Genomic DNA, 11,921 nt, shown 5'->3' on the forward strand with positions numbered 1-11,921 from the left:
AGGCAGTTCGTATTCAGCAACGTGGGGCTTGTTCGTCTAACCGTTCGAGATGAGCAAGCAGCGAGCGGGCCGCGGCTGGCCAGAGCCGTGCTGGTACGTCGTCGTAGGCATGGCGTAGCCAGTCATCGATCGAGCCGTTCGGCAGTATCTTCACTGCCTGCGCGATCTTTGCTTCCCGCGCCATGCGGTGCGCCTTGAGGCGCGCGATCTGCTCACGCGCGCGGTCGAGCACGTAGCCGTGTGCAGGCAGAATGAAGTCGATCTCATGTTCAACGCAGATCGCGTCCAGTCGGTCCAGCGACGCGAGGTACGCAGTCATGTTGCCGTCGGGTGGATCGATGATGGTCGTGCTTCCATTCAGGATGTGGTCTCCGCTGAACAGCAATCCGTCCTCGACGAGGACGAGGCACACGTGGTTGCTCGCGTGCCCCGGTGTCGGAACGACGAGCAATCGATGTGTTTCGCCATCACCGGCAAGCGCGAGCCATTCACCGTCGCGCAGTTCGCGGTCCGGTACGAAATGGCTGCTCGCCCTGGCAAAGGACCCGGACGGCAGACCGAGGACCGCTGGCTTGTTCGCGCACACGGCTTGCAGTGGCCGCGCGCCGGGCGCGTGGTCCGCGTGCGAGTGCGTGCAGACGATCATACGGATGTCGCCACCCGTTGCCACGAGAATGCGCTGGAGGTGCGCCCGATCGTCAGGCCCGGGATCGATCACGATGAAGCCGGTTGCCGCCGAGCCGACGATATAGGTATTCGTGCCTGGTCCCGTCATCATGCCGCCGTTGGCGACGGTCAACCGCATCACATTTCTTAGAAGCGAGACGGCATCGGTCGATCGCCAGTCGAGCGCGTGAAGCACCTGGCCGTCAGGGCACACGAGGCGAAGCTCCCCATAAGGCGCGTCGCCTTCCATGCAACGCACGACGTTGCCGGCTTTCAGGCCACCGCGCGGACAACTGCTCCACAGCGGTTTTTCACCGGCGCATGCAGCAAGCAACGCTTCGACCGACTCGAACGAACAAAGGCGTTCGAGCGTGCGCACGGTTGGGAAGATCATGGCGAAGTCGCCCGCAGCGTGGCGCGCGAGCGCGTCGGAGGGATTGACCCACACCGGTTCGAATTGCTCGGCGCCATCCGCGACAGCGGTTTGTCCGGCAGGCATGCGCGCCACGAAAAACTGCACGTCGAAGCGCCGAGGCAGGTCGCGGTCGGTGATCCAGTGCGCAAGGGGATAAATGCAGTCGGCGGCTAGCGTGAGGCTTCGCTGCGCGCAATGTTCCTCGATCGCTGTGCTTCGGTCGAGCATCGCCATATCGCTGTCGTCGACGAACGCGCCATCGCTTCGCCGCGCGAGCAACACGCCTAGCTCCTCGAATGTCTCGCGTATGGCGGCCACAGCCTGAACTGCCTGCACTTCGTCTTGTGTGCCGCGCCGTGACGCGCACGCTGCGATGCGTGCATCGGATGGATCGATCGCGCCACCAGGAAAGACAAAGGCGCCCGGTGCGAAGCTCGCTTGCGCCGAACGCCGCGTCATCAGCACTTCAATGGCGGGCGCACCTTCGTATTGCGCGTCGCGCAGCAACAGCATCGTTGCCGCCGGGCGTGGTGAAACGGGTTGTCGCTGCGGGTGGAGCAGTTGTTCGGGCCGTACCACGTCACTCCCTCTGATTCAATGAATAACCGCTTGCGCGTAACCCTAAATGCGTTCGAAGACCGCCGCGATGCCCTGGCCTCCGCCGATGCACATCGTGACGAGCGCATAGCGGCCGCCGCAACGGTGCAGCTCGTGAATCGCTTTCACCGCAATGACGGCACCGGTTGCGCCGATCGGATGGCCGAGCGAGATGCCCGAACCATTTGGATTGACCCGGGCGCTGTCGAAGTCTAGCTCTTTTGCGACGGCGCAAGCCTGTGCGGCGAATGCTTCGTTCGCTTCGATCACGTCCAGATCGGCCACGGTCAAGCCAGCGCGTTGCAACGCCTTGCGTGTTGCAGGCACCGGGCCAATGCCCATGTATTGGGGATCGACGCCCGCGTGAGCCCAGGACACGAGCCGCGCGAGTGGGCGAAGGCCGCGTTGCTCGGCCGTGCGGCGCGCCATCAGCAGGACCGCCGCGGCGCCGTCGTTAAGGCCGGACGCGTTGCCGGCCGTGACCGTGCCGTCCTTCTGGAATGCGGGGCGCAACTTGGCGAGATCCGCGGCGGTCGTGCCGGGCCGCACATGCTCGTCGGTATCGAAAACGCTTTCGCCCTTTTTCGTGCGGAGTGGTACAGGCACGATTTGCTCGCGGAAGTGGCCATCATGTATGGCTCGTGCGGCGCGCCGGTGCGACTCGACGGCGAGCTGGTCCTGGTCGTCGCGCGAAATGCCGTACTTCCTCGCGACGTTTTCCGCCGTCACGCCCATATGGCAAGCGCTGAACGGGTCCGTCAACGCGCCGACCATCATGTCGATCAGGCGGATGTCGCCCATGCGTGAGCCCCAACGCGCGCCAGTGGCAACGTACGCTGCGCGCGACATGCTTTCCGCGCCCGCGCCGATGGCGATTTCGGTCTCGCCGAGCGCGATGGCCTGGGCGGCGGAAATGATGGCCTGGAGGCCGGAGCCGCACAGTCTGTTGAGTGTCAGCGCCGGGGCGTCCGCACTCACGCCGCCCTCGAGCGCCGCCACCCGCGCGAGGTACATGTCGCGAGGCTCCGTATGGATCACATTACCGAACACCACGTGGCCGACATCGTCGCCCGGCAGATTCGTGCGGTCGAGCAGCGCGCGAACGACCGTCGCGCCAAGTTGCGTAGGCGGAACGCTCGCCAGGGCACCACCAAAATCTCCAATCGCCGTGCGAACGGCAGCGGTGACGACAACCTCATCCGACATGATGGCTCCTTGATCCGACGAGTAGTTATGACCTACGCATCGCGTTTGGAAATATGAATGACGTTCATAAAGTAGCGCATTTTTTGGTTCATGTCCACGTTATTGTGCAGTGCGCAAGGACGCGATCGTATTGCGTATTACATGGAGTATTCGCGCCAGATACGTGTTGAGCGTCAGACCTTCCTTGTGGGTGACGACCGGATAGACGTGCGTTCGATTTCGCGTTATGCTGGTTCAACATGATGATCAACGTTCAATTATTGGTTGCTATGGGGCTGTGAGATTACCGTCTGCCGGAAGGTGATGCGAACGCTCGCGGGACATGGCTTGCCAGATAACAACAGGACGATTCAGATGGATGCAGGTACGGCTTCGCACGATGCCCTCATGGATGTACCGTTTCGCCCGATTCGCCTTGGCAGCATGGAGGCGATTGTCGAGCGCAGACCCGATGGCAGCGTGGTGTACGAACTGAAGGAACCGCTCGAACCGTATCCCGTCCGCTTGACGGAGCGGCTCGAACACTGGGCGAGTGTTACGCCCGAGCGCGCGCTGCTCGCGCGCCGCACGCCGGACGGCAAGTCGTGGGAGTCCCTCACCTATAAGCAGGCGTTCGACGGTGCGCGTGCGCTGGGGCAGGCGCTGCTCGATCGAGGTTTGTCCCCGTCGCGTCCGTTGATGATTCTTTCGGATCGAAGCTTCGAGCATGCGCTCTTTGCGCTTGCCGCATTGCACGTCGGCATTCCCTATATTCCGGTCACGCCCGCGTACTCGCTTTTATCGCAGGACTTTTCGAAGCTCAAGCAACTGGCGGCCGTGTGCACACCTGGGCTCGTGTTCGCGGACGACGGCGCGCAGTATGGCCGCGCATTGCGCGAGGTATTCGGTGATGTGGAGTGCGTCGTCGTCGGCCCGTTGCCGGAGGGCCGGGCCGGTTCGCGTGTCGCGGAGTGGCTGAAGACGCCGGTTAGCGCCGATGTCGAAAAGGCGTTCAACGCAGTGGGCCCGGACACGGTGGGCAAGATCATGTTCACCTCGGGTACGACGGGCGCGCCGAAGGGTGTGATCTACCCGCAGCGCATGTTGTGCAGCAATCGCCAGCAGGTCGCGCAGGTGTTCGCGTTTCTTCAGGACGGCCCGCCGGATCTCGTTGACTGGCTGCCGTGGCATCACACCTTCGGCGGCACGCATAACTTCGGCATGGTGCTGTACGGCGGGGGCACGTACTACCTGGACCCCGGCAAGCCAACGCCGGAGGAAATTGGCCCGACTGTGCAGGCGTTGCGTGAAATCGCGCCGGTGGTCTACCTCAATACGCCCCAAGGGTTGGCCTCGCTCATTCCGCATCTTCAGGCCGACAAGGCATTGCGCGAGAAATTCTTCAGCAAGCTCGCGCTGATCTACTACGGCGGCGCAAGTCTGCCGGAGTACATCTGGGCCGAACTCGACGAACTCGCCGTACGCACGATAGGCCAGCGCGTGCTCATCATGTCGGGCATCGGTGGCACGGAAGCGGGCCCCACGCCGATGTCGGCAGCCTGGGATCCGCGGCGCGAAGCGATCGCGGGATTGCCCGTGCCCGGCGTCAAAGTGAAGGTGGCGCCGGTTGGCGCAAAGCTGGAAATCCGCTTCCTTGGCGACTGTGTCACGCCCGGGTACTGGAAAGATCCCGAGCGCACCGCCGCCTCGTTCGACGAGGAGGGCTATTTCCGCTCCGGTGACGCCGCAACCTTCATCGACCCGCAGCGTATCGAACTCGGCCTGCGCTTCGATGGCCGCATTGCGGAGAATTTCAAACTGTCCACCGGCACGTGGGTCAACGTCGCCGAGTTGCGTCTGCATGCGTTGAACATTTTCGGCCCGTATGCGCGCGACATTGTCATTGCGGGGCACGACCGCGATTACCTGACGGCACTCGTGTTCCCCGACATCGAAGCGTGCCGTGCGCTGTGCGACGACCTTCAAGAGCTCACGCCGAGCGTCGATCAGATCGTCAACAGCCGTGGTGTGCTGGCGTTCTTCCAGAAGGGCATCGACAAACTCGCTGCGCGACCCGGCGGCAGTTCTGCCCGTATCGCGCGCATTGTGCTCGAAAGCGAGCAGCCCACGCTCGACAGCGGTGAATTGAGCGCGAAGAGCGCGATTAGCCAGCGCAACGTGCTCGAGCGGCGTCGCGGCGTCGTAGAGGAGCTTTATCGCATGCCGCCCACGCCGCGCACGCTGGTCGGCAATGCCGGCGCTGCCGAAGCAGATCCTGTTCAACGTATCGAAAACGCTGGAAGCTAAAGAATATGGACTTTCGCGTAGACCCCGCCGACATTGCGTTCCGCGAAGAAGTGCGGGCTTTTCTCAAAGCGCACCTGCCGGCGGATATGGCGTTTCGCGGCCAGCAGGGCTTCCTCGCAGGCGACGACGATTCGCAGCGCTGGACCCGCATTCTGCATGAAACACGCGGATGGTCGGTGCCGCATTGGCCCATCGCCGATGGCGGCACGGGCTGGACCGCGATGCAGCGCTACATCTTCGAGGAAGAGTGCTATCTGGCGGGCGCTCCAACGCAGAATCAGGCGGGTGTATCGCTCGTCGGACCCGTGATTTGCGAGTTCGGAAACGAAGAGCAGAAGCGCCGCTTTCTTCCACCGATTCAGCGCGGCGAAGTGTTCTGGGTGCAGGGCTTTTCGGAGCCGGGTTCGGGCTCCGATCTCGCGTCGCTGCGCACGACGGCGGTTCGCGATGGAGACCACTACATCGTCAACGGACAAAAGATCTGGACGAGCTTTGGCGCCTATGGCCAATGGAACTTCGTGCTGGTACGAACGGACAGCGAAGCGAAGCCGCAGAAGGGCATTTCATTCCTGCTGCTCGACATGGCGACGCCGGGTGTCACAGTGCGGCCCATCGGGTCGCTCGACGGTTGTCATCACCTGGCCGAAGTGTTTTACGACAACGTGCGCGTGCCCGCCGAAAACCTGATCGGCGAAGTGAACAAAGGCTGGGGATATACGAAGTTTCTGCTCTTTAACGAACGTGCGTTCCTCGGCGCCGAAGCACCGGCGCTCAAGCGTTATCTGCGCAAGATCCGGCACTACGCGTCGCGCGAGCGCGCGGCGGGCAGGCCATTGATCCAGGACCCCACGTTTGCCTCGCGTCTCGCGCAGCATGAACTGGAGGTTCGGGCGATCGATATGGCGGTGCAGAAGATTCTGCATCAAGGGATCGACGAGCGTAGCGGCGGCATGGCAATCGGGTCCATGCTCAAGGTGCGAGGCTCGGAACTTCACCAGAAGCTCACGGAAATGTTGCTGGAGGTGATTGGCGACTACGGCGCCGTGTTCTACCCCGATCCGAACGAGGAACATGCACTGCGCGACGCGTCGTTTATCGGGCCCGAATACGCGCCGGGCCTCGCCGCCGAGGTTTTCTACCGGCGCGCGTGCACGATCTACGGCGGCACGGCCGAAATCCAGCGCAACATCATCGCGAAGGCGATGTTCGATCTGTGACGCCTGCGTCGATCCAGGAACAGCCGTCGATCCCCGTTACGGGTGATCGCATCAATTGCCGGTAGATAGAGGGTGCAGCATGGACTTCGAGTTGAGCGACGAACAGCGGATGCTGCAGGAAAGCGCGCAGCGCTTCGTGCAAAAGAGCTATACGTTCGAACATCGCAGCAATCTGGCTTCGCAACGCGGCGGTTTCTCGCGTGAGACATGGCGCGTGCTCGCAGAAATGGGCTGGCTTGGCATCGCGGTGCCGGAGGAAATGGGCGGGCTCGGTTTCTCGCCGGTGGAGAGCGCCATCGTGGCCGAGCAGATCGGGCGCGCACTGGTGCTCGAACCCTACGTGATGTGTGGCGTTTTTCCGGCCTCGCTCGTCACGCGCTGCGGGCGCGAAGGACAGCGCGAAACCATGCTCGGGGAAATCGTCTCCGGCGAAGCCGTTTATGCGGTCGCGCACAGCGAGCGCGAGGCGCGAGGCCAGGTGCACTACGTCACGGCCACGGCGCAGAAGACGGCAGACGGCGCCTGGCGCCTGGACGGCTACAAAACGCTCGTGGTAGGTGCACCCGTTGCCGACCGGCTGCTTGTCGTCGCTCGCACCGCGGGTGCGGCCGGTGACAAGGACGGCATCGGTATTTTTCTCGTCGATCCGAAGCAGGCGGGCGTGACGCTCAAGACGTGCGCACTGCTCGACGGCACGCCGTCGGCCGATCTGCTGCTCGATGGCGTGATCGTGGCAGATGCCGATGTCGTCGGCGAGCCAGGGCGCGCTTACGAAGGACTACAGGCCGCAGTTGACGAAGCCATCGTTGCGATTTGCGCGGAACTGGTGGGCGATATGGAAGACGCCATTGAACTCGCTTCGGACTACCTGAAAACACGCAAGCAGTTCGGCGTTCCAATTGGCAGCTTCCAGGCGCTGCAACACCGTATGGCCGACATGGCGATCGATGCCATGCAGGCGCGCGCAACACTGCACCGTGCATTGCTTGCGCTCAGCGAGGACAGCACGAAGCGAAGCGTGGAGATCTCAGGCTGCAAGGCGCAGACCACGCGCAGTGCGAAGTTCGTCACGCAGCAAGGCATTCAGTTGCACGGCGGTTATGGCATCACGAACGAATACAAGGTAGGTCATCACTATCGCCGCCATCTCGTGCTCGACGCGTTGTTCGGCAACATGGACTATCACCTGAATCGCTACGCGTGCCAGATTCAACACGAGGCATTGGCGGCGACGGCTTGAACCTTATCGAGGCACTGCCATGGACGCAACAAGAACCGATCTGCTCGGCACGACGCGTGAGGACGCCGTTCTCACGCTTACACTGAACCGGCCCGAGGCGCGCAATGCGCTGAACCTTGCGTTGACCGAAGCGCTGGTCGAAGCACTGCGCCGCTTCGAAGCCGACGAAAGCCTGCGCGTGCTGATTGTGACGGGCGCCGATCCGGCCTTTTGCTCGGGGCTCGACCTCAATGACTTCTCGGCGCCCGATGCACCCCGCGCGCGAGTCGCGGAAATGATCGACATGTGGCCCCGCATCACCAAGCCGGTGATCGCGGCGGTGAACGGCGCCGCTGTTACCGGCGGGTTCGAGCTTGCAATGGGATGCGATTTCATCCTTGCGTCCGAGCGAGCGCGCTTTGCCGACACGCACACGAAAATCGGCGCACTCGCAGGCGGCGGCATGACAGCGCGGCTGCCCTTTATCGTGGGCCCGAGGTGGGCCAAGCAGATCAGCCTGACGAGCGAGCCGATCGACGCGGCTACCGCCTTGCGCATTGGCCTTGTGAACGAGGTGGTGGGTCACGATCAGTTGATGGAGCGGGCACAGGCGGTTGCGAAGACGATTGCGAGCCGCCGTCCCGACCTCCTCGCAACCGTCAAGCAGGTGATCGATCAGGGCGCGCTGGCAACACTCCAGGATGCCTTGCGCATCGAGAAGGCCGCGCTAGCGGAACGAAAGCAACGCGGCGGCATGGCGTGGCAAGGGCAGAAGTAATCGATCCGCCGAACAAGGCGCGTAACCCGGGCGCGGTAGCGCCGGCTCATCCAGCAACTTTTGCCACGACGGCAAACATGACAAATCTATACGGCCTTCCAGACGATATTCAAGTCACGGCAGATGGCGGCCTGCGCATCGTCACGCTCAACCGGCCAGACGATCTGAACGCGTCGACTACGGAGATGTTGTTTAGCTATCCAAAGCTATTCGCGGCGCTCGCTGACGATCCCGAGGCGCGCGTGGCCATTCTCACGGGTGCGGGGCGGGCATTCAGCGCAGGCGGAGACATGAACCATTTCGTCAAGACGCTCGACGACCCTGAGTTCGCCCGGCGGGTTCAAGAGAACGCACGCCAGACCATACACGGTTTCATCGACGTACCGATTCCGATTATCGCAGCGGTCAACGGCCCTGCGGTGGGGTGGGGCGCGACGATGGCCACGTTGTGCGACATCGTTTTGATGTCCGAGAAATCGTTTCTGGCCGAACCGCATATCAACATCGGTCTAGTCGTGGGCGATGGTATTTCCGTAGCGTGGCCGCTCTACACGAGCCTGCTGCGGGCGAAGGAACTGATCTTTACGGGCGATCGCATCACTGCGCAGCAGGCGGTTGAATACGGACTCGCCAACCGCGTCGTGGAGCCGGGCAAGCTGATGGACGAAGCGTTGGCGCTTGCCGAAAAGCTGCTGAAGCAACCGCGTCACGCGCTGCGCGAAACCAAGAAGCTGATGAATCTCCACCTCCATCGCAGCGCGGCGCAGATGCTCGACACGACGCTTGCGAGGCAGCTTGCGGCAACGCTCAGCAATGAGCATCACGAGATTGCCTCGGCGTTCATCGCCCAGCAGAAACGCAAACAAGACTAATTCGGCACGGTAAAGCTCCTTCATCGGCACACCATTCTTATGTGGAGTATGCATGCGCTCTTCGCTTTTCGACCTGACCGATAAGGTCGCCATTGTCACCGGATCGAGTCGCGGTATTGGGTACGCCAGCGCGCTCGGCATGGCCGAGCATGGCGCAAAGGTCGTCATTTCGGGCCGCAAAGCCGACGCGTGCGAAACCGCCGCGCAAGCCATCAACGAGAAGATCGGCAGCCGCGTGGCGATGCCGTTTGCCTGCAACATCGGGCGCAAGGCCGAGTTGCAAAACCTCGTGGATGCAGCGAACGGCGAGTGGGGCAGAGTCGATATCGTGATGGCCAATGCGGCAATTCATCCGTGGATCGGATCTGCCCTCGATCTGCAGGACGAAACGTTCAACAAGTTCATGCAGGTCAACGTGCAGAGCAATATCTGGCTCGCGCAGATGACCATGCCGGGCATGATCGAGCGCGGCTATGGCCGCTTCATTTCGGTGGCATCGGTGGTCGGTCTGTTCGGCGACGCCGTGACGGGAACCTACGGGCTCACCAAGGCCGCCGACATGCAACTGGTGCGAAACCTCGCGATGGAATTCGCAGCGAAGGGGGTCACTGCCAACTGCATTGCGCCAGGCACATTCAAGACAGAGATGGCGCGCTCGCAATGGGAAGACGAGGCGATGGTCGAATGGTACCGTAGCCGCAATCCGTCGCAGCGCTTCGGCGAGGTCGAGGAGATTGCCGGGCTCGCCGTGCTTCTGGCGTCGCCCTCGGGCGGCTATATCAATGGCCAGACGATCGCGGTGGACGGTGGCCACACGATTTCGTTTCGCTGATTTGCGCGAGGAAACCGCATCGTGCGCCGACAGATGTTCAAGACGCGAATTACCGATCTGCTCGGCATTCGCCACCCCATTCTTTGCGGCGGTCTCGGGCCACGCGTGTCCGACGCTCGATATGTCGCCGCCGTCGTCAATGCAGGCGGCATGGGGTTCATCGTCGGCGCCGGCTTTCCCGATGCCGACGAATTTCGCAACGAGTTGCGGACCTGTCGTGAACTCAGCGGTGCGAAGAACTTCGGCGTCAATCTGTACATATCGCGGCAAGCGGGTGGCGTGGAGCGCGTCAAGCAACAGATCCGCATTCTGATTGAAGAGAAAGTCGCCTGCGTGGAAACGGCGGGTGCGAGTCCAGAAGCAGTCGTGCCCATGCTCAAGGAGGCGGGCATCAAGGTTTTGCACAAGGTGCCCGCTGTGCGCTATGCACATACGGCCGTGCGAATGGGTGTCGACGGTGTGATCGTCGTCGGCAATGAATGCGGCGGCCACCCCGGCATTTATCAGATCGGCAGCATCGTGCAGGCCGCGCAAGCGCCGCGGGAAGTTGGCTTGCCCGTCGTGATTGGCGGCGGCATCGGTACGGGGCGTCAGCTTGCAGGCGTGCTGGCGATGGGGGCCGACGCCGTCATCATGGGCACGCGCATGATGGTTGCCGAGGAGCTGTGGATTCATCCCGAGGTCAAGGCGAAGGTGGTGGCGGGCGATGGCAGCGAGAGCGTCGTGGTCAAGTCTGCGATCCGTGATCACCATCGCGTGCTGCGCAACGAGAGCGCTGAGGCGGTCCTCGAACTGGATCGCGCACAGGTGACCGAGTTCGAGCAATTCCGTCCTCACGTGATGGGCGCGCTCGCGCACGATGCCTACGTGACTGGCGACATCCGCAAGGGCATGATCGACTACGGCCACGCTGCGGTCTTTGCCGATGCGGTGAGGAACGTCGAAGCCATCTTCGACGAGATGATCGACGACGCGGTAGCAGCGTCGAACCGGCTGGGCAAACTGATGATGTAGAAAGTCATGGCGACGATAGAGCGTGCAGCGGGTCTGGCAGGTCCGGCACACGTGGCCCCTGGGCTACAATCTCACGCGTACTGGTTTCAATACCGGCAATGCATACGCAATCTCTATCGGCACGCCATGAACGCAGTGAAAAGGCCGCAGGCCACGCTTGACGACGAGGCTTTGCCAGGTGCGAAGCGGGGCCGCCCATTCAAGGCCGACGCGGCGAAGCGCCAGGACGAACTGCTCGATCACACACTGGAGCAGTTCATGGCTGTGGGCTATCGAGCCGCGACTATGGACGGCATTGCGGCCTCGTTTGGCGCGAGCAAGTCCACGATCTACCGGCGCTATGGAAGCAAGGCCGGTCTGCTGAGCGCGGCGATGGAGCGCGGCGTTCCGCTGCTACTCGATCCGCTTGCCCAGGTCTCCACCGATGCTCGCCGCTCGCCGCGCTCGGTTCTGCGCGATTACGGCGAAATCATTCAGTCTTATCACGCCGATCCGAGCATACGCGCGATGTGGCGGGCGGTAAGTGAGGCGAGAGAAGAACTGGGCGACATGCTGGGGCACGTTGTAGAACAGCAGGATAGGGCGCTGGCTCCCATCGCCGACTATCTCGCTACGCTGGCACGCAACGGAAAGATCGCTGTTGCCGAGCCGCGTGCGGCCGCTGCGTGTTTCGGCGCGTTGACGAGTGGCGGTCTCGCCAGCTTCCTCGGCGAGCCACCTCGCGAGAACGAGCGGCGAGGCGCGCTGGAGTTTGCACTCACGCTGTTCCTCGACGGCATACTGCCGCGCGCCACTGCCGGGAAATAGGTGAGGGCTCGC

10 protein-coding genes are annotated in these 11,921 nt (G+C 62.6%); 8 read left to right on the forward strand and 2 right to left on the reverse strand.

Translation table 11 applies throughout. From position 1 onward, the window contains the following. Positions 1 to 13: 13 nt before the first annotated feature. Positions 14 to 1,660 (reverse strand): MBL fold metallo-hydrolase, encoded by a 1,647-nt coding sequence (locus AB4Y40_RS09195; protein ID WP_368687416.1) that lies wholly within the window; start codon positions 1,658 to 1,660, stop codon positions 14 to 16. A 42-nt stretch (positions 1,661 to 1,702) separates the two neighbouring features. Continuing rightward, a complete protein-coding gene (gene bktB / locus AB4Y40_RS09200; RefSeq protein ID WP_368687417.1) occupies positions 1,703 to 2,884 on the reverse strand; it encodes a beta-ketothiolase BktB in 1,182 nt (393 codons plus the stop codon). 354 nt (positions 2,885 to 3,238) lie between these two features. Between bktB and AB4Y40_RS09205 the strand changes: the two genes are divergently transcribed. The 8 genes from AB4Y40_RS09205 to AB4Y40_RS09240 all read left to right on the forward strand — a co-directional run bounded on the left by AB4Y40_RS09205 (position 3,239) and on the right by AB4Y40_RS09240 (position 11,909). Continuing rightward, positions 3,239 to 5,170 carry an AMP-binding protein gene (locus AB4Y40_RS09205; RefSeq protein WP_368687418.1) on the forward strand — a complete coding sequence of 644 codons (1,932 nt, stop codon included), beginning with the start codon at positions 3,239 to 3,241 and terminating at the stop codon, positions 5,168 to 5,170. A gap of 5 nt (positions 5,171 to 5,175) precedes the next feature. Further along, on the forward strand, positions 5,176 to 6,387 hold the full coding sequence (locus tag AB4Y40_RS09210; RefSeq protein WP_368687419.1) for an acyl-CoA dehydrogenase family protein: 1,212 nt from the start codon (positions 5,176 to 5,178) through the stop codon (positions 6,385 to 6,387). A 79-nt stretch (positions 6,388 to 6,466) separates the two neighbouring features. Next, on the forward strand, positions 6,467 to 7,627 hold the full coding sequence (locus tag AB4Y40_RS09215; protein ID WP_069266505.1) for an acyl-CoA dehydrogenase family protein: 1,161 nt from the start codon (positions 6,467 to 6,469) through the stop codon (positions 7,625 to 7,627). Between the two features lie 19 nt (positions 7,628 to 7,646). Continuing rightward, complete coding sequence (locus AB4Y40_RS09220; RefSeq protein ID WP_368687420.1) at positions 7,647 to 8,384, forward strand: enoyl-CoA hydratase; 738 nt, start codon at positions 7,647 to 7,649, stop codon at positions 8,382 to 8,384. Continuing rightward, entirely contained in the window at positions 8,366 to 9,256 is an 891-nt protein-coding gene (locus AB4Y40_RS09225; protein ID WP_368687421.1) for an enoyl-CoA hydratase/isomerase family protein, read from the forward strand. The genes AB4Y40_RS09220 and AB4Y40_RS09225 overlap by 19 nt, the downstream gene beginning before the upstream one ends. Positions 9,257 to 9,308: 52 nt before the next feature. After that, the gene (locus AB4Y40_RS09230; RefSeq protein ID WP_368687422.1) at positions 9,309 to 10,088 is read left to right on the forward strand and encodes an SDR family NAD(P)-dependent oxidoreductase; all 780 of its coding nucleotides are present in this window, start codon (positions 9,309 to 9,311) and stop codon (positions 10,086 to 10,088) included. 21 nt (positions 10,089 to 10,109) lie between these two features. After that, positions 10,110 to 11,102, forward strand: coding sequence for an NAD(P)H-dependent flavin oxidoreductase (locus AB4Y40_RS09235; RefSeq protein WP_368687423.1), 993 nt, complete (start codon positions 10,110 to 10,112; stop codon positions 11,100 to 11,102). A 126-nt stretch (positions 11,103 to 11,228) separates the two neighbouring features. After that, complete coding sequence (locus tag AB4Y40_RS09240) at positions 11,229 to 11,909, forward strand: TetR/AcrR family transcriptional regulator (protein ID WP_368687424.1); 681 nt, start codon at positions 11,229 to 11,231, stop codon at positions 11,907 to 11,909. Positions 11,910 to 11,921: the final 12 nt, after the last annotated feature.

The organism is Paraburkholderia sp. EG287B (assembly GCF_040965595.1).
Taxonomy (GTDB): Bacteria; Pseudomonadota; Gammaproteobacteria; order Burkholderiales; family Burkholderiaceae; genus Paraburkholderia.

Bases quoted from the DNA above. Each gene is read 5' to 3' on its own strand.
- bktB (WP_368687417.1), bottom strand. From the start codon at position 2,884: ATGTCGGATGAGGTTGTCGTCACCGCTGCCGTTCGCACGGCGATTGGA.
- AB4Y40_RS09205 (WP_368687418.1), top strand. From the start codon at position 3,239: ATGGATGCAGGTACGGCTTCGCACGATGCCCTCATGGATGTACCGTTT.
- AB4Y40_RS09210 (WP_368687419.1), top strand. From the start codon at position 5,176: ATGGACTTTCGCGTAGACCCCGCCGACATTGCGTTCCGCGAAGAAGTG.
- AB4Y40_RS09215 (WP_069266505.1), top strand. From the start codon at position 6,467: ATGGACTTCGAGTTGAGCGACGAACAGCGGATGCTGCAGGAAAGCGCG.
- AB4Y40_RS09220 (WP_368687420.1), top strand. From the start codon at position 7,647: ATGGACGCAACAAGAACCGATCTGCTCGGCACGACGCGTGAGGACGCC.
- AB4Y40_RS09230 (WP_368687422.1), top strand. From the start codon at position 9,309: ATGCGCTCTTCGCTTTTCGACCTGACCGATAAGGTCGCCATTGTCACC.
- AB4Y40_RS09240 (WP_368687424.1), top strand. From the start codon at position 11,229: ATGAACGCAGTGAAAAGGCCGCAGGCCACGCTTGACGACGAGGCTTTG.